The following is an 18,857-nucleotide window of genomic DNA, read 5'->3' on the forward strand; positions in this document are numbered from 1 at the left end:
ATCAGATGTATTTCACTGCCAGCGCCCCGACCTCGATCAGGACCAGCACGAACAGCAAGCGCGTTGCGCCTGGCTGCAAAGTGGAAGAGAGATTGATATTCCGGCGCGCGCCTTCGAGGATGGCCGCCACCGGGATCACGGCCACCGCCAGCCCGAACAGCAGGGTTTTCAGCGCAAAGCCGATGGTGACCACCGGGTCGAAGACGCGGCCGACGGTGCGGGTGTAGTCAAGCAAGCCCCAGGGAGTGAGGCCATAGACGTTCACATAGGCCAGCAGCAGCACGATCACGCCGCTGATCGTGGCCAGGGTCGCTACAGAGAAGGCGCTGGCGATCACGCGAGGGACCAGATCCAGCTGCAGTTGCGCGATGTCGAACTGCGCCGAGTTTTGCGCGGCCATCGCGGCGCTCAGCGGCGAGCCCGCGGTATTGAAGGCCAGCCCGGCGCGCAGCGCCACGAACAGGGCTGCAGACAGCGGAATCAGTTCCAGCACCAGCACCCGCACCACCATTTCCAGCGCATAGCGCGACAGGCCGTAGCTGAGGGCGGTGATGATCACGATGCGGATCAGCACCAGGCTCAGCAAAGTCGACAGCAGGGTGAACCAGGGCAGGATTTGCCAGGTGCTGGTGTAGATGTATCGGTAGGTGGTGCTGCGGTTGGCGCGGTGGTAGGTGGATGGCGAAAACCCCATGACCAGCGCGATGCCGGCCAGGTGCAGCATGGACCACCAGCTGCTCACGGTGCGCATGGCGGCCACAGCCCATTGCTCAGGTTTCAGGTAACGGGATGAAGTTGGGTACATGGTTCAATGATAACGCAGCAACTCTGGCAGCGGTTCCCGAGATTTATCGGCCAGGCAACTGCAGTTCGTTGAGCGCACCAGCTACCTTTTGGAAAATAAGGCGGCCACCTGCATAGCGCTTTCACATTTTTGCCACAATGAATGTTAATTATTGTTGCACCTAGTCGGTAAATTAAATAACATTACTTACGGGAAAGTTTATGTATATATAAGAAGAGTCGCTGCGTACGGACTCAATTTAAATACACTGAGGACAACGATGATTGCACTGCAAAGCAGATGTGGTTCTTTGTTCATTTCGATTCTGATCTCGGTCAGCAGTGTTTTATGGGGTACGGCGGCATTTGGCCAGGTCACCGGCGTCAACAAGTCGTTCAACCCGGTACAGATACAAGACCGCGCGCCATTTAACATCAGCCACCTGAACATCGTTATTGCCAATCAGACCCCCGGCAAGACGCTCACCAATTTCAACCTTACCGACAACCTGCCCAGCGGCGTGACGGTGGCGGCCAATCCGAATATCGTCAATGCCTGCGGCGCCACGCTTGCAGCCACGCCTGGCGCGACGCTGGTGACCGTGAGCGGCGGCTCGGCCCAGTTCGGCGATATCTGCACTTTCCAGGTTGACGTGGTGTCGACTACTGCCGCCATCTATACCAACACGATCCCGGCCGGCGGTCCCCTGGCCGATGGCGAGATCATTCCGCAAGCCGCCAGCGCGTCGCTTACCGTCATCCGGCGCGACACGGCGCAGCCGCAAGTGAGCGCCAAGACCTTCGTGCCTAACAATATCGTCTCCGGCCAGACCTCGCAGATGACGATCACGCTGAACAATACGAATATCCTGCCGCTGACCAATACCAATCTGAACGACATCTTCCCGGCCGGCATGACCGTCGCCAACGCCGGCGCCAGCACCACCTGCAACGGGACGTTGAACGCGGCGCCCGGCGCCAGCCAGTTCTCGCTGAGCGGCGCCACCATTCCGGCCAGCGGCACCTGTACCGTGACCATGCAAGTGGTCGGCAATTCTACTGCTGCCGGCACCGTCAACTTGTCGAACACCATCAGGGCCGGCGACCTGACCTCGCTTAACGGCCAGGTCACGCCGCCGCTGGCAAATACCGGCGCCACCACCGGCACGCTGGCGGTGTCGCCGCTGCCGACTGACCGCCTGACCAAATCCTTTTCGCTGGTCAATGCCTTTGTCGGCCAGGCATTTTCCATGACATGGACGCTGTTCAACGACACCGGCGCCGCCTGGACCGGCCTCGGCGTGAGCGATGTGCTGCCGGGGAATATGACCGTGTATGCAACCGCGCCGGGATTCTCCACCACTTGCAGCGGCGGCGCGGTGAGTTCGCCCGCGGCCAATACGGTGCGCCTGGCGAACGCCACGCTGGCCGCCGGCCAAAGCTGCACGGTCACTGCCAAAGTGATCGTTCCGGCTGCCGCCAACGGCCAGCCGTTTACCAACACCATTCCGGCCAATTCGATGGTCGCGAACGGCGTGCCGGTGGTGCATAACGCCGCCAGCGCCACCGTCATCCTGCAAAACCCCGGCGCCGGCCAGGTGCCGACCCTGATCAGCGTCGCCAAAAACTATCTGCAGCTGGTGCCTGAAGCGGCGCTGACGCAGGCATCGCCTTTGCCGCCAGGGCACCCGCCAGGCACGGTGACCGGCGGCTTGATCGACATGACGATACAGCTCAATAAAATCGTCCCCAGCGGTGGTGTCGACACTGACCTGAAGCCTTTGTTCTTTGCCGACGACTGGTCGGCAACCGCCCCGAACCTGCGCGTTTTCGCGCTGCAGAGCAATTCCTGCGGCGGCACGGTGACCGCTGTTGCGGGTACGCAGACCATGACGCTCAACAATGGCTTGATCGCGCAGGGCGGGGCCAGCAACTGCGTCATCAAAGTGCGCCTGAAAGCCGACAATAACTTTGTGCCGCCGGCGCTCGGCACGCCGCAGAGCAATACAGTGGTCGCCTGTACCGGCGCCGGGCCATGCACGGCCGGCAGCCAGACCTCTACCGCCAATGCGCTGGTGGTCGGTTCGCCGCCGCTGTTCCCGGCCAAGTCCTTCAATCCGACCTCGCTGCCGCTGAACGGCGTCACCAAGGCCAGCATCACGATCCAGAATCCGGCGGCAACCACGCGTTTCAATGTGCAGGCGGTCGACACCTTGCCGGGCGGGCTGATGTTCGGTACGCCCCTCAATGCCGCGGTATCGTGCGCCAACAATCCCGGCGGCACGCCAAGTTTCCTGGTCAGCGGCAAGACTCTCACGTTCAAGGCGACGCAGCTGGTCGGCTTCAACAATTCGAGCACGGCGCCGCAATGCACGATCACCTTCGATGTGGTGGCCGATACTTCCAGTCCGCTGGCGGTGGCCGGCGCCACTGCTACCAACACCATTCCGGCCAATGCCGTGACAGCCACCGATGCCGGCGGCAATCCGGACGCCAGCGCCACCAATGTGCGCCCGGTCGACGCGAACCTGACTTTCAAGGCCAATGTGCAGCCGCCGCAGGTATCGAAGGGATTCAACCCGATCGTGGTGTTCCAGGAAAACGGCAACGGCAAGATTGACAACAATATCCAGGGCACCGGCGTCGGCGAGCTGTCGACCCTTACTCTGCAGATCATCAACCCCAACGCCAGCAGCGCGGGCAACTTCACCGGCCTGAGCCTGAGCGACGCCTTGCCGGCCGGCGTGGTGGTGGCATTCGCGCCGAACATCACCAAGCTGAACTGCGGTTCGCCGACGGTGACGGCTGCCGCCGGCGCGCAAACCATCAGCATCAGCAACGCCACGGTTTCCTTCGGCAACAGCTGCGTGGTGACGGTCGACGTGATCGGCACGGCCAGGGGCAACCAGATCAATACGATTCCCGCCAATGCGGTCCAGACCACGCAAGGGGTGAGCAATGCCCAGCCGGCCAGCGCCACCCTCACGGTGCTGGGCATCACGCCGATTTCGGCGCTCAACAAGGACGTCGCGAAAACCGGCAGCACGGCCTCCCTGCAAGGGCAGGCGGTGGCTGCCGGCGACAACCTGACGTATAGCATCAAGCTGTCCAATCCAGGCTACCTGCCGCTGGTGCTGGCGACCGACGTCAAGCAAGTCACCGATGCGCTGCCTGCCGGCGCCACATTTGTTTCGACGACAGGCAGCGATGTGCCGGGCGTCTTGAGCGGCAACAAGGTGATCTGGGACCTGACCACGTCGGCCCGCATCCTGAAGCGTTCGGAGTTCATCACGCTGATACTGAACGTCAAGGTCAACAATCCGGCCACGGAAAGCCTGGTGAATGTCGCCACCACGCCGACCACGTCCAGCTGCAGCCCGTCCAACACCGTCGCATGCAACTTCAACCCGCCCAACGCCAATTGCAGATTGCCGGTGGATCCGCTCAAGGAAACTCCGGCCGAGCTGCTCGATCCCAACGTCTGCAATCCGGTGGTCAATCCGATCGCCGCGCCCAGCTTGAAGATCACCAAGACCCATAGCGGCAATTTCACCGTCGGCGGCAGCGGCAGCTACAGCCTGGCCATCAGCAACGACGGCCTGGCGCCCAGCGCCGGCGTGATTCATATCAGCGACCTGCTGCCGGCCGGCATCAGCTTGCAGGCTAATTCGATCAGCAGCAGCAACGGCGCTGTCAGCAATATCGCGCTGAGCGGCCAGCTGCTGACTTTCGATTTCACGCCGTCCGTGCCGATTCCATCCGCCGGCAGCATCAGCCTGAGCTATGGCGTGAACGTGGCGGCCGGCGCTGTCGGTTCGCTCACCAACTACGTCAGCATGAACGGCGGCGATAATTTCAACGGCCGCCTGCCACCGGGAGCGGGTTGCAGCGACAGCATGCATTGCAGCAGCGACACCACGGTGATTACCGACGCACCGGCGCTCAAGTTGGTCAAGAGCCACAGCGGCAATATCGTGGCCGGCGCCAGCGGCGTTTACACGCTCACCGTCAGCAACAGCGGCGATGTCGCCACCAGCGGCGCGATCCACCTGAGCGACTTGCTGCCGGCCGGCTTCAGCCTGCTGCCCAATTCCATCGTCAGCAGCGCTGGCACCGTCAGCAACATCGCCAGCAGCGGCCAGAATGTGAGCTTCGACCTGAACCCGGCCACGCCGATTCCAGCCAAAGGCTCGGTCTCCGTGAACTACGGGGTCAGCGTCGCCGCCAGCGCCGGCGGCAGCCTGACCAACTATGCCAGCGTCAGCGGCGGCGGCGATCCGACTGCGCCGCAGACACCGGGAGCCGCTTGCAGCGACGCCAGCCGCTGCAGCAGCGACGTCGCCGCGATTGCAGCGCCGGCATCATCCTTGAAACTGGTCAAGAGCCACCTCGGCAGTTTTTCCGCCGGCGCCAGCGGCAGCTACACCATCACCATCAGCAACCTGAAGGGCGGCCCCAGCAGCGGCGCCATCCATGTGCAGGACCTGCTGCCGGACGGCATGAGCCTGCTTCCCGCATCAGTGGCCAGCACCGGCGGCAGCGTCAGCAACGTCACCAGCAGCGGTCAAAGCGTGGCATTCGACTTCACGCCGTCCGCGCCGCTGGCGGTCGGCGCCAGCGTCAGCTTGACTTACGGTGTGAATGTGGCAGCCACCGCGAACGGTACGCTGACCAATTACGCCAGCGTCTCCGGCGGCGGCGATCCGTTCGTGCCTTTGACGCCGGGCACATCGTGCAACGACGGCGATCATTGCAGCAGCGACGCCACCAGCATCGTCAGCGCGACGGTGCTGGTGGTGGTCGAGACTGCCAACAAGAAAGAAGCCGAACTGGGCGACCTGGTGACCTACACCACCAATGTCACCAATACCGGCGATGCCGCCGTGCCCAAGCCGAATATCGTGCTGGACTTGCCGAATGGCTTCCGTGCCGTCGACAACAGTACCCATGTCACCGGCGCCACCCTGGTCAAGCAGGAAGGCGGCCCCGGTCCGGCGCTGACCGCGGTGGTGGATATCATCAATCCCCACGCCAGCGTGACTGTCACCACCCGTGTGCGGCTGGGCGTGGGCGCCATGAACGGCGACGGCGTCAGCCGCGCTACCGCGACCTGTCCGGGCAACAGCAAGGTCAACTGCGCCAACGAATCCAGGTTCAAGGTCCGCGTCACCGGCGGCGTCTTCACCAATGATGCCTGCGTGGTCGGCATGATCTTTGTCGACTGCAACGGCAACCAGATCAAGGACAAGGAAGAGCTCGGCATCCCCGGCGTGCGCCTGTATGTGGAGGACGGCACTTTCCTGGTCAGCGACGTCGAAGGCAAATACAGTTTCTGCGGCCTGTCGCCGCGCACCCATGTACTGAAAGTGGACCAGACTACCTTGCCGCGCGGCAGCCGGCTGGTGGTCAGCAGCAACCGCAATGCCGGCGACGCCAACAGCTTGTTCCTGGACTTGAAGAACGGTGAATTGCAGCGTGCCGACTTTATCGAAGGTTCCTGCTCCAATCCGGTCATGGAACAAGTCAAGGCGCGCCGCAGCCAGGGTGAGATCGATGCCCCGCAGACCGAGAAAAAACGCGGCGCCGTGCTCAAGTTCGAAGGCAAGGCCCCGGACTACCCGCAACAAGGCACGGACAGCGCCGACCAGCACATCGTCAAGCCGCGCGCCGGCGGCATTGGCGATCCGCCGCCGGTGCCGGATACCCGCAGCGAACGCGACACGCCGTTGCAGCAGCTGGAGATGCAGCAACAGCCGCAGCAGCAAGAGAGCAGCCAGGGAGGCCATCATGAGCAATAAGCAGCTCATTGCCGGCCAGCGCCGGGCAGCCCGGCGCATCCGCCATACCCGGGTAAGCGTGCTGGCCTTGACGCTGATGAATGCGTTGCCGGTCTGGGCCCAGGATGCGGATGGCGCGCGCAAGGATTTCGGTCCGCCTGCCAGCCAGTTCAATACGGACAGCAAGTTCTACCAGAACGGGCTGAACCTGCCGTCCTTAAATGGCGGCAATAGCAACCTGACCAGCGGCCCGCAGATCTACCCGGACCAGATCGAAGGTGCAAACTACGGCGCCAACCGCAAGGTCGGCCTGATCCGGGTCGAGGTCGACCAGGACAGCTTGCCCGCCGACGGTCAGACGCCTGCGCACCTGAGCATCAGCGTGCTGGATTACAAAGGGCAGCCGATCGCGGGCGAGACCACCATTACCGTGGAAGCATCCGGCGGCCGCATCCAGCTGCCCGGCGCCAGCACCGACGAGTTCGGCCCGGGCCGCACCGACCGTGACCGCATCACGCCCGGCACCCAGGTCAAGGTAACGGACGGCAAGGCCGAAGTGCTGCTGCTGGCGCCGTATCAGCCGCAGGACGTCACGGTGCGCATCAGCGCCGGCCGCGCCCAGGCGCAAGGGGTGATCAGCTTCGTGCCGGAATTGCGCGAAATGCTCGGGGTCGGCCTGATCGAAGGCATCATTCATTTCGACAGCAAGTCGCCGCTGCAGCTTTCCGGCGCCCAGCGCGGCGACGGTTTCGAGCAGGAGATAAACAGCTGGGCCCGCAGCAGCGGCGACGGCAAGCGCTACGGCGCCTTGCGCACGGCCTTTTTTCTGAAAGGGAAAATCAAGGGCGATGCGCTGCTGACCATGGCCTACGATTCCGACAAGGACACCAGCGCCAGGCTGTTCAGGGATATCCGGCCGGATGCTTATTATCCGGTGTATGGCGACGCTTCAATCAAAGGCTTCGATGCACAGTCGGTATCCAAGCTGTATGTGCGGATAGATAAAGATAAATCGTATCTGCTGTACGGCGATTTCAATACCGGCGACGGCTTCAGCCAGCAAACCGGCGGCGGCAGCGTCGCCAACCTGCGCAAGCGCGACCTCGGCAATTACAGCCGCAGCATCAACGGCGCCCGCGGCCATTACGATAAGGACGGCATCCTGGCCAACGCCTTTGTCACCAAGGACACGCTGGTGCAGCTGGTGCAGGAGTTCGCGGCGCAGGGTACCTCCGGACCGTTCTCGGTGGCCAAGGCAAACGCCGTGGCGGGCTCGGAAAAGGTCGAGATCGTCACCCGCGACCGCTACCAGCCGGCCGTGATCCTGACGGTCCAGCCTTTGCAGCGCTATGCCGACTATACCTTCGAACCATTCTCCGGACGCATCCTGCTGAACCAGCCGGTGCCCTCGGTGGACGCCAACGGCAATCCGAATTCTCTGCGCATCACGTATGAAGTCGATGCCGGCGGCGAGACTTTTTGGGTGTACGGCCTGGATGGCCAGTTCAAGCTGGGCAAGATGCTGGAAGTCGGCGGCAGCTACGTCAAAGACAAGAATCCCTATACGCCGTATACCCTGATGAGCGGGAATGCCACCGTCAAGCTTGGTGAAAACACCGCGATCGTGGCCGAATATGCGCGCAGCAAAAGCGTGCTCGGCAGCGATGTCGGTTCCAGCCTGCTGGGCAATCCCTTCAGCCTGCAGGCGGCCGCGGGCCAGTCCGGTGCCGCCGCCGGCGGCCTGCTGCAAGACGTGACCGGCAATGCCTGGCGGGTCGAAGCCTTGCATCAGACCGATGACCTGCAGGCGCGTGCCTACTTTGGCCGCAGCGACCCGTATTTCAACAACCCCGCGGCGTCGCTGGCGCAAGGACGGGAAGAGGGCGCGCTCAAGGTCACCAAGAAAATCGACGAACGCTGGAGCGCCTATGTCGAAGGCACCCATAGCAAGGACCGGGTGGCTGGGGCCCAGCGCGATGCCGGCGCCGCCGGCGTCAGCTATGCCGTGACGCCCAAGCTGGATGTCGATCTCGGCCTGACCCATACGCGCGAAGACGCCGGCAGCTACGTCAATACGCCGCTCGGCTTCGGTAGCGGCTTGCTGGTGAGCCCGCAATCGACTTTCGGTTCGGGTTACGGCGTGCTCAATCCGCAGACCGGCTACGGCCTCAACGGCGGCAATTTCGGCCTGGCCGGGGTCAGCTACCAGAGCACCGGCCTGCGCCTGCGCAGCACTTACAAGATGACGGAGAAGGTCGATCTCACCGGCGAATACGAAAACGGCATCGGCGGCAACAACTATCATCGCGCCGCGCTCGGCACTGCCTATCATTTTTCCGAATCGGGCCGGCTGTATGCAAAATACGAATGGCTGACCGGACTGTCCTCGCCGCAGGCCACGGACGGCGTCTATAACAGCAACGCCTTCGTGTTCGGCATCGATAACGAATACATGAAAAACCAGAGCGTGTTTTCCGAATACCGCATGCGCGATGCGATCGACGGCAACCAGCTGCAATGGGCCAACGGCCTGCGCAATGCCTGGGACATCAGCGACACGCTCAAGGTCACCACGTCGGCTGAATACCTGAACGCCATGCGCGGCCAGACCCAGAGCGCGTATGCCTTGACCGGCGGCGTCGAATGGCGGCCCAGCGAGCTGTGGCTGCTGGGCGGTAGGCTGGAATGGCGGCGCACCCAGGACCTGAGCTACGCAGTGATCAATCGCGCCGATGCGCAAGCGGCGCCGACCACCTCTTTCCTGGCCGGCAACGACACCTATCTGTCGACCCTGACGGCGGCGCGCAAGATCAGCCGCGACTGGACTTTCCTGGGCCGCAATTATTTCCTCTACACCGACAATCGCGGCCACACCGGCAACCTGTGGGAAAACCGCCTGCAGACCGGCATCGCCTTCCGCGATACCGACACCAATCGCCTGAACGTGCTGGCGCGCTACGAATACTGGCTGCAGCGCGACAAGAGCGGCCTCAACCAGTACGTCCCGCCAAGCACCAGCGACAGCCTGGGCGGCATTGGCGGCAGCGACGAGAACGCCAGCCAGGGCTTCGACAAGCACATCATTTCGATGCATGCGGATTATCATCCAAGCCGTCCATGGTGGCTGGATGGCCGCGCCGCGGCGGAGTGGCGACGCGACTATTTCGATGGCGCCAGCAACACTTACCAAGCCTATCTGCTGAGCGGGCGCGTCACCTATGACATTTCCAAGCGCTGGGACATCAGCGCCCTGAGCTCGGTGCTGTATAGCCCGCAAGGCAGCAGCAAGCAATATGCGCAGGGCTTCGAGGCAGGCTACCAGCTGCAGGACAACCTGTGGCTGTCGGCCGGCTTCAACTGGCGCGGTTTCAGCGCCAGCGACCTGACCGGATCGGACTACACCAACCGCGGCATTTACCTGCGGGTGCGCTTCAAATTTGACGAAGACCTGTTCGGCAGCAAGAACGCCGCCGTCAATCCGACGCTGGCGCGCGACAAATGATGCCCGGTTTGCGGATCCCGATACGAGCTTGAACCTGCGCTTAAACATGAGCTCAATACAGAAAGGAACACCATGAAGTTGCCGCTCATTCCAAACTGTTCCGCCGCTGCCATGATCGCGCTGACGCTGGCCGCGTGCGCCCGGATGCCGGCGAATCCGCCCGCGCCAGGCGCCTTGGCGCCCCAGCAGGAGCGCATCAGCGATGGCGTCATCGATCGCGACTACGGCGTGTATCGCGAGACGCAGCAACGCATCAAGGCGCTCAACGACGGCGGCCGCAGAGTGGCGGACTATCAGCTGTCCAAGGCGCAGTGCTGGCTGGATGTTTCCTTCCACGAATACAGCCGCAACGATCGCGGCGGCTTTCCGCAAGCCGCCCTGAGCGAAAGCCAGCGCATCATCGGCGCTCTCGAGGCCGGGCAGGATGCCGGCTGGGCGACGCCGCTGGTCAATCATGCGGAAAAATTGCGGCCCGATCTGTGGGCCAGGTACGATGCGCTGAAGCAGTCTGCCGGATTCTCCTGCGCGGCCCAGCAGACCGCATGCGGCGAGGTGGAACTGGCCCACGCCGGCAATGAAATCCATGACGCCGGCTGGCGCCATGCCAAGCCTTATGTCCAGATTGCGGAGGATCTGGCCGGCGGCGCGGAAACATCGGCGGCAAATTGCGGCGCACCGGTCAAGCCGGCGCCGGCGCCTGTGCAGCCGGAAAAAATCACGCTGTCGGCAGATGCCTTGTTCCAGTTCGATAAATCGGACAGCAAGGACCTGCTGCCAAAAGGCCGCGCCGAGCTGGACGATCTGGCGCAGAAACTGGCGACACGCAAGGTAACCGTTGCCGCCATCAAGGTCACCGGCTATACCGACCGCCTGGGCAGCGCTGCCTACAACCAGCGCTTGAGCCTGGCGCGCGCCAATACCGTGAAGCGCTATCTGCAGGACCATGGCGTGACGGCGCCGATCGGCGTGGAAGGGCGCGGCCTGCAGGATCAGCTGGTGGCGTGTGTCGGCGTCAAGCCGCGGCCTGCCTTGCTGGCTTGCCTGCAGCCTAACCGCCGGGTGGAAGTGGTGATTACCGCCGAATAATCGCCGCAAGCAGGCGTCGAAAACGGCCCTGTTTGGGCCGTTTTTCCGTCCGCAGGAACACGCCCTGGCGAGGCCAGGCGCGGATCACCCCGTCTGCAACTGCGCTTGGCGAGATGGAATATGGAATAATTTCGTTTATGATAAGGACGCATGCCCGTTTCCGGATCTGTATTTTGACTATTGGAAAGATAAAAATGACTGCATTGCTATCGCTAAAAAAAATCTCCGGCGCCGCCGGATTTGCCGTGGCTGGCCTGCTGGCCGCCAATCCGGCACTGGCCCAGTCAACCGCATCGATCGACAGCGCGGTTGCCACGGCTTCACAATGGGTGGCGCTGGCCGACAGCAATCAGGCCGACCGCATGTGGTCCTTGAGCGGCCCCACCATGCAAAAAAGCACCAGCAAGGAAGACTGGCAGAAATACCTGGCCACGGTAAAGACGGAACTGGGGGCGCTCACCAGCCGCCGCTGGGAACAGATCGCCCATGCCACCAATCCGGCCGACCTGCCGCCTGGCGAGTACCTGAATATCGCTTTTGTCTCGCGTTTCGCCAATGCGCCGACGGTAGAGAAGGTGTCGCTGGTGCAGGCCGGCGATAAATGGGTCCCGGTCGGCTACGTCATCACGAAATTCGTGCCGCAGGCGCCAGCTTCGGCTCCGGCTCCGGCAGCCGCCGCGCCGAAGTAAGCGGGAGATTGTGCCTGGCCGGACCGTATTGCCAGGCACTTAATTGCTATATTCCTTGCCCCACATGGTTCTTGCAACAGGCAGGAATTTATTGCTAAAGAGATCCCGCTGTTCCTGATAGTAGGCTGTGGATATTTTCAGCAAGCCGTACAGGGTAGTGTCCAGGTAATCTGTCTGATAGGCACGATTAAGCATGGGTAGCCCTGCCGGGAAATTCTGGTTCTGGCTGAACCAGGCGATCAGCGGGATTTCATAACCGCTTTTGTCGATGCCGGAATGGCTCGCATGGTCGCGGTAATGTCCCACTTCCTGGCCATGATCCGATACATACAGCATGGTAGTGGGCGCGTCGGCCCCGTGATCCTTGATTTTTTCCATGAAGCTGTGCAATACGTAGTCGCCATAGCGGATCGAATTGTCGTATTCATTGCGCTTGGTAGTCACCCACTTGGGGCGGCCCTTGGCGGCCATTTCAGCGCTAACCTGATCATCGCCGAAGATCGCGTACTCCCTGGGATAGCGATGGTTATAGGAAAAGTGCGAGCCCCACAAATGCACGATGATGAATTTTTTATCGGCTGGATCGCTCAGGGCCCGTTCCAAAGGCTGGAGCAGATTGCCATCCAGATTACTTTCACCCCAGCCCGAGGCACGGTTGATGAACACCGAATGGTCCGCCTGCATTGCGGTCAGGCCGACCCAGCCGTCGCCGCTGATCTGATTGGACAGCCAGAACGTCTTGTAGCCCGCCTGTTTGGCGATCGCCAGCACATTCGGTTTGTAGCGCCAGTCGTCCGGCCGGCTGAGATTGGCCGGGGTCAGCATTTTTGTCAGCGAGGGAATGGTCAGCGGATCGGCAGAAATGACATTGCGGAACACCAGCAGTTGCTCTTGTTCGGCGTCGAGCATGGGCGTGGTCTGGCGCGGATAGCCGTATAAGGACATATTGTTGCGATTGACGCTTTCGCCAAGGACCAGCACCACGGTGTTCTTGCCTTCCCCGGCATAAGAGACCTGCCATTCGGACACCGGCGCAATCTCCCGCATCAAATCTGCGTAAGTATCGGTCTCTGCCGCCTGTACCCGGTAATCCTTGTACTGCAGAGGCCAGAACAGCAGCGGCTGCTCCTGCCGCATGGCCGGGTTGAAATGCAAGGCGGCCAGCACGGCCAGCATGGCCGGACTGGTCAGCTTCAGCGCCGCGCCGGCGGATTGCGGCTGCCGACGCAGGCAGCGTTCCGCAGCCACGGCGCATATTGTCACCGTCAAGAACAGCAGCAGGACCTGGCCCCACAAATGCCAGCTGCTGACGACAAGTTCGCGCGCCTCAGTTACGTTCGAGTGGGCAATGGTATTGAAGATTTCCGAGGGATTCGGACGTACGCCGAAATATAGGCGCAGAAAGCCGCGGATAGCGATATCGATAAAAAATACCAGCCATGTGGCGATCATCACTCTGGAGCTGAATATTCGCGTCCTTGGGAAGATGGAAAGCAGGCCCGGCACGCTTAGGGTAAGAGTGAGCAGCCAGGCGCTGAGCTTGCCGAATTCGTTATCGCTCAGCAGGCCGCAGATATAAAGCAGGAACAGGCAGAGCACACCGACTGTCGCTCGACACAACAAAATTTTCATGGCGAATCCATCCCGCACGGGCCATGGCTTGGCAACCATAGCTATGCGCTATGAGCCATGAGTTGGGGAGTATGTAAAGGCAGAGATTTTCCGCCAAGCCGCGCAGGAGATTGTCAGGGAACAGTTAATAAGTCGACGAGAGTCTGCGGAGATCAGATGGCGCTAACGAAGCAAGTGCGGTTTGCCTGTGAAATTGCAAGGATAGCGCCAGGCGAGTAGGGTATAAGGTAAGAGGCGGTGCATGGAACGGGCCGCCTGCCTTGGAACAAGGGAGTTTGCCATGGATAACCAGGACCAGGCCGAGCCGGCTGCTCAGATCGGCCAGAATATCGAAAGCATTCTGGCGTTTTATCAGCAGGAAGAGCAAAAGCTCAGCCATTCGCAACGTTTGCTTGAATACGTCAGCAGTTTCGTCGGACGGCCTTATTTTTTAAGCGTGATATTGCTGTTTGTCGCACTGTGGATATTGCTCAGCCTGGTCGGGCGGGCCGCCGGCTGGCGCCACTTCGATCCGCCGCCTTTTTTCTGGCTGCAGGGCATCGTCAGCTTGTGCGCTCTGCTGATTACGACGGTGGTCCTGATCAAGCAAAACCGTCTGGCCAGATTCGAAGAACAGCGCCAGCATCTGGAACTGCAGGTGAATTTGCTGACCGAACAAAAGACCACCAAGTTGATCAACCTGATCGAAGAATTGCGGCGCGACCTGCCGATGGTAAGAGACCGCCACGACCCGGAAGCCGAAGCAATGCAACAGCCTACCGATCCGCACCAGGTATTGACGGCGCTAGACCAGCGGCGCGATGTTCACGCCAGCCGCGAGCGAAAATAAGTGGCTGTGCGCAATCATCGGCAGCGCTGCAATCTATCTTTTAACTGGCTTCAGGCCGCTCCGCGGTAAGAGCTGAGCTCCGGGGTAAGCCTTTGCGGTCCCTGCAGCTGGATAGATGGTTTTTGTCTTTGCGTGTCGGCCACTTTTTCGACGCCGTCGGCGGCGATGGCCTCGAGGAAAGACAAGACGTTGCGATAGTAATCCACCCGCATTTCTGCTTCGAGCAACTGTCGCTCCGCTTGATATAAGGCCAGGCGGGTATCGCGCAGTTCGTTTTCAGCCAGCTTTTCTGGCGTCAGGATATATTTCGTCGCCAATCTGTTCAGCCATTCCATGTCGGCACCTCTTTCGTATGGAGACGATTTGATCTTAAATCGTTCTGTACAATTAAAGCGAATATTTGACATCATTTAACTTTATTGTTGCGCGATTTCCACGCGTATATTTACATGGAACAACAATACGTCACTAGCGAAGAACGTCTTCGTAAAACGCAAGCGGCTTACCGCACACAAGCATGCGATTGATGTGCTGATGCGCGAAATTCCGGCCAGGATTTATGGCGGCGTTGCCTGCGCAAATTTTATGGAAAATGGTGCTGATCCAGCCAGCGCCGCGCCGGTCAGTGCACCAGCAGCGGCGCGCGGTAAGATTTCACGCGGTCAAGCTTGGCGGCGTACAGGTCATGATCGCTGCGGGTAGTGCTGCTCTCCAAGGCGACGCTCAGGTGCTGTACTGCCTGATCGATTTCTCCCAGCCGCAGGCAGGCGATGCCGAGCCAGTACTGGAATTCGTGATAGTAAGGATCGCGCGCAATTTCTTTGGTGAATTGCAGCTTGGCAGTCTTGTAATCTCCCGCCCGCATTGCCGCCATGCCCAGGTTGAATGCCTGGAACGGCGCGACCGGCTGTAATTGCGCGAGTCTGGCGCCCAATGCTTGGGCACGCGCCGTCTGGCCAAGTTCGTTGAGAACGTCGATCAGATTGAAGATGACGACGGTGTTGTCGGGCTCGCTCTCAAGCACCTGCGTGAACGCACGTTCGGCCTGCTGCGGATTGCCATGACGCCGGTAGATTACGCCCAGCGTATTGTACGAAGCCAGGAATCGGGGATCTTGCCTGATGGCTTCGCGCACCCACCAATAGGCGTCGTCCTGCTGATGCAGCGCCAGTGCTTCCGCGGCCTGGTTATTCATGTACATGGCGACGACTGTGTTTTCGCCGATAGCCAGGCGACTTTGCCCACTGATCTCTTCCGGCGGCAGGAAATCGATGGTCAGCAGGCTGGCCTGGTCGAACCGGGTGCGGACGTCGCTCAGTTTTTTACCGAGTGTGATGTTGACGTGTCCGCTGGCAAAATAGATATCGTCGTTGCGGGTCCAGGATTGATCGATCAATACCGTCTGGTACTCGATCGGCAGCCCCAGCTGCTTGGCGAAAGCGGCGGTCATGATCACCAGCGACAGGCAGTTTCCGGAACGCGCTGCAAAGGTTTGCGCGGCATTGCGGGTGTGCTCGGAGTTGTAGTCCAGTTTCAGCTGTTTTTTGTTGTACAAGGCATCGAACAAGCCTTGTTGCATGCCTTTGAGATGCATCTGGTAGGCGATTTCCTCGCTGTGCAGGTATTGCTGCATGGATGGGCTGAGCGCAAATACGTCATCGGCGCTGATGCGTTGCGAGGCGGGCGCGAACAATTGATCGTTGAACAGATTATCAGCACGCGGCGCCGGCGGCGCGGAGACGCAGGCTGCGAGCATGATGCAGAAAGGCAGGACTACCCAGTTTTTCATCTGAGGCCACCATGTCGAAAAATGCCGTTTCGAGACGAGGTACCGCCGTGTACTTCCACTCTCTAATATATACCTGATTTGATCAAGCCGGCGGGCGGCCCATGATGTAGTGTTCGAGTTGCTGGATGATGAACTGCTGCTCGGAAATGATATCTTTCACCAGGTCGCCGATGGAAATGATGCCGATCAGCTTGCCGTTGTCCAGAATAGGCAGGTGGCGCAGGCGATTCTCGGTCATCAGCGCCATGCACTGCTCATTGGTGTCTTCCGGACGCACGTACATGACGGAGGAGGTCATGATGTCGCGCACGGAGGTCTCTGTCGACGAACGGCCCTTGAGTATCATTTTCCGGGCATAGTCGCGCTCCGTGACGATGCCGACAATGACGTCTCCTTCCGTCACCAGCAATGCGCCGACGCTTTGATCGGACATCATTTTTATGGCGTCGAATACCTTGGCTGACGGCGAGATGGTGTAGACGGCCTGGTTTTGCTTGGTCTTAAGAATTTGTGCGACGCTTTTCATCTGCGGTCCTTTCAGACAAGCCTGCGGGTGCATCAATATTTCCAGCCGTGCTTTAGTGAGAAAGTAGCGCGTTCGTATTCGAATTGCAAGCCTCTTCGTCGGCGGCGCGAATCGCGGCTGGCGACTGGCACATCTGACAGTACAAAAAGACGGGCTGCTGCATTAATATTGCACTGCGGAAATCTCATTGTCTCAAGCATAGCATTTAATAGCGGATCCTGAACCTGATCAGCCGCCGGGCGGCGACCTCCGAGGGCAGAGCATGCCAGCGCAGTGACGCCATCGTTTGGAAGCGCAAGCTTCATTTCTTATGAAAATGCATTTCAGTGGCCGTTTTTAGTGTTGCACGCGTACTGAAAAAAATAGCTAGGTCATGACTGCGGCGCCATATTCGCTTTTACGCTGCCGCTCCCCAAGGCAGGCATGGTGAATTCCGATGGATCGTATTGACGATGTTCCCGCAGACGACATGACAAGGCCGATACATCCGGACATGCAACTCCAGACCTGCGATCACTTCAGTCCCCAGACATTTTTGAGGCATGCCTATCAAGACAAGGCCGTCTGTGCCGAATTGTGCGCGCTGTTTCTGCTGGTCGCCGGCGAGCAGTTCGGCAGGCTGGAGGCCGCCGTGCGGGCGCAGAATGTGGTTGCGGCGACCTACGAATGCCACGCCCTAAAAGGTTCTTTGCTGATCGCCGGAGCGCAGGCAGCGGTACGGATGCTGGATCAGATCGACGCAGAGTTCAACCGGCAAAAATTGCCGTGCGGGAGCGACAGTTTTTCAAAGCTGCAAATTGAAATCGAACTGACGATGCAAGAAGTACGGCGCTTTCTTGCGGATAGCGAAGAGTCGGTTGTTCGATGCTGACGGTGGCCGGAAAGCCAGAGCGCCGTGCCTTCGATCAGCTTCCGGGCCGGGACAGGTTTCGCGAAGGAGGCGACCAGCAGCGCCACAAAATAAGAATCCGGCCGGCATGCACCGCACCTGCTATTTTATGCCGTGTTGATTCAAGCTTTCATCTCCAGCGTGCGGGAAAAACTCGGCGAGCTGGGCAGCTGCCGGGTGGCTTCCTCCACGGGGAAGGTCTTGATGCCTCAGCGAGGGCGCTCAGGTAAGCGAGAATGTCTTATCCTTACCGATAAAATTTTTCCCGCGCGCGCCCTGCATCGCCTGACTTACCATCTGCCGGGCGTCCTGGAGAGAAACGCCATAATCGGAAAAATCGGTCTTGACGCCTAGCAGATGCAGGAAATCGCGCAGGCGTTGTTCCGCCTCTTCGCGGCCGGCGCCGAACACGCGCTGCAGCGTGGCGTCGCGTTCCGGCTGCACGCCCCAGGCCATGCGCAGCACCAGAGGCAGCGTGAAGGAGCAGGCGATGCCGTGCGGCAGTCCGTGGCGCAGCGTCATTTCGTAGGAGATCGAGTGCGCAAGCGCAGTCTTGGTATTGGAAAACGCCAGTCCGGCTTTCAGGGCCGCCAGCGCCATCGCCGAGCGCAGCGCCGGGTTGCCCAGGTCGTCGGCCAGCGCCGGCAGGCAAGCCAGGATGTCCTGGATTGCGGAGGTTGCGTAAGTGTCCGAGATAGGATTGGCGTTGACGTTCCAGATCGATTCCAGCGCATGCGACAGCGCGTCCAGGCCGGTGGAAATCGTCACCTGGCGCGGCAGGCTCAGCATCAGTGCGGGGTCGACCAGCGCCGCTGCTGGCCAGGTGCAATCCAGGTGCAGCGAATATTTCTTCTTGCCGGCGGCATCCCAGATGGTTGCCCAGGGCGTGACCTCGCTGCCGGTGCCGGCCGTGGTCGGGATAGCGATCAGGTTTTTCGTCCGCGGCGGCGTGAACGGCTTGCCGTCGGCCAGCAATGCCAGCAATTCCGTGAAACTGCCGCTGGCGGTGCCCACCAGCAGGGCCTTGGCGGTATCGATGACGCTGCCGCCGCCCAGTGCGACCAAGGTGTCGCAGGCTTGCTCCTGCCGCCAGAATTGTTCATACATGGCGCGCAAGGCGGCGACGTCGGGATTCGGCTGGATATCGTCGATGACATACGAGAGACGGTCGCCCAGCAGTTGTTCCATCCGGCTCACCAGGCCGAGCGCCCGCGCTTCCGGAAAAGTCGCCAGGACCACCTTGCCGGCGCCAAGCAGCTGCGGCAGCTCTTGCAGGCAGCCGTTGCCGAAATGAATTGCGACCGGATTATGAAATCGTTGCGACATGGCTTTTCCTCGTTGCGGATGATGCATCG

The 18,857-nt window shown here is 60.7% G+C and carries 12 protein-coding genes; 6 read left to right on the top strand and 6 right to left on the bottom strand.

The annotated features are described in order from the left end of the window. Window position 1 precedes the first annotated feature (1 nt). Entirely contained in the window at window positions 2-805 is an 804-nt protein-coding gene (locus AC07V8_RS18375) for an MlaE family ABC transporter permease (protein ID WP_494679776.1), read from the bottom strand. A gap of 289 nt (window positions 806-1,094) precedes the next feature. Here AC07V8_RS18375 and AC07V8_RS18380 point away from each other — a divergent pair, with 289 nt between their 5' ends. From AC07V8_RS18380 to AC07V8_RS18395, 4 genes are all read left to right on the top strand, one after another. Next, window positions 1,095-6,581, top strand: coding sequence for a DUF7933 domain-containing protein (locus tag AC07V8_RS18380; RefSeq protein ID WP_494679777.1), 5,487 nt, complete (start codon window positions 1,095-1,097; stop codon window positions 6,579-6,581). Continuing rightward, entirely contained in the window at window positions 6,571-10,062 is a 3,492-nt protein-coding gene (locus tag AC07V8_RS18385; protein ID WP_494679778.1) for a hypothetical protein, read from the top strand. Before AC07V8_RS18380 ends, AC07V8_RS18385 begins: the two co-directional genes overlap by 11 nt. A gap of 72 nt (window positions 10,063-10,134) precedes the next feature. Continuing rightward, complete coding sequence (locus AC07V8_RS18390; RefSeq protein ID WP_494679779.1) at window positions 10,135-11,148, top strand: OmpA family protein; 1,014 nt, start codon at window positions 10,135-10,137, stop codon at window positions 11,146-11,148. A 194-nt stretch (window positions 11,149-11,342) separates the two neighbouring features. Beyond that, window positions 11,343-11,837 carry a DUF4019 domain-containing protein gene (locus AC07V8_RS18395; RefSeq protein WP_494679780.1) on the top strand — a complete coding sequence of 165 codons (495 nt, stop codon included), beginning with the start codon at window positions 11,343-11,345 and terminating at the stop codon, window positions 11,835-11,837. 39 nt (window positions 11,838-11,876) lie between these two features. Here AC07V8_RS18395 and AC07V8_RS18400 read toward each other — a convergent pair whose 3' ends face one another. Further along, window positions 11,877-13,469, bottom strand: a complete 1,593-nt coding sequence (locus tag AC07V8_RS18400) for a phosphoethanolamine transferase (RefSeq protein WP_494679781.1) — start codon at window positions 13,467-13,469, stop codon at window positions 11,877-11,879. Window positions 13,470-13,749: 280 nt separating this feature from the next. Here AC07V8_RS18400 and AC07V8_RS18405 point away from each other — a divergent pair, with 280 nt between their 5' ends. Then, on the top strand, window positions 13,750-14,298 hold the full coding sequence (locus tag AC07V8_RS18405; protein WP_494679782.1) for a DUF1003 domain-containing protein: 549 nt from the start codon (window positions 13,750-13,752) through the stop codon (window positions 14,296-14,298). Window positions 14,299-14,348: 50 nt separating this feature from the next. Here AC07V8_RS18405 and AC07V8_RS18410 read toward each other — a convergent pair whose 3' ends face one another. The 3 genes from AC07V8_RS18410 to AC07V8_RS18420 all read right to left on the bottom strand — a co-directional run bounded on the left by AC07V8_RS18410 (window position 14,349) and on the right by AC07V8_RS18420 (window position 16,613). Next, window positions 14,349-14,708: a hypothetical protein gene (locus AC07V8_RS18410; protein ID WP_494721481.1), complete on the bottom strand. Its 360-nt coding sequence runs from the start codon at window positions 14,706-14,708 to the stop codon at window positions 14,349-14,351. A gap of 212 nt (window positions 14,709-14,920) precedes the next feature. Continuing rightward, complete coding sequence (locus AC07V8_RS18415) at window positions 14,921-16,087, bottom strand: tetratricopeptide repeat protein (RefSeq protein WP_494679784.1); 1,167 nt, start codon at window positions 16,085-16,087, stop codon at window positions 14,921-14,923. A gap of 82 nt (window positions 16,088-16,169) precedes the next feature. After that, window positions 16,170-16,613, bottom strand: a complete 444-nt coding sequence (locus tag AC07V8_RS18420) for a CBS domain-containing protein (protein WP_211474266.1) — start codon at window positions 16,611-16,613, stop codon at window positions 16,170-16,172. A 436-nt stretch (window positions 16,614-17,049) separates the two neighbouring features. On the opposite strand from AC07V8_RS18420, the gene AC07V8_RS18425 reads away from it, so the two are divergent. After that, window positions 17,050-17,484, top strand: coding sequence for an Hpt domain-containing protein (locus tag AC07V8_RS18425; RefSeq protein WP_494679785.1), 435 nt, complete (start codon window positions 17,050-17,052; stop codon window positions 17,482-17,484). A gap of 240 nt (window positions 17,485-17,724) precedes the next feature. Here the strand turns inward: AC07V8_RS18425 and psrA are convergent, their stop codons facing one another. Further along, the gene (psrA, locus tag AC07V8_RS18430; protein ID WP_494679786.1) at window positions 17,725-18,828 is read right to left on the bottom strand and encodes an iron-containing alcohol dehydrogenase PsrA; all 1,104 of its coding nucleotides are present in this window, start codon (window positions 18,826-18,828) and stop codon (window positions 17,725-17,727) included. Between the last annotated feature and the right edge of the window lie 29 nt (window positions 18,829-18,857).

This window comes from Collimonas sp. GW821-FHT02H07, from assembly GCF_059421505.1.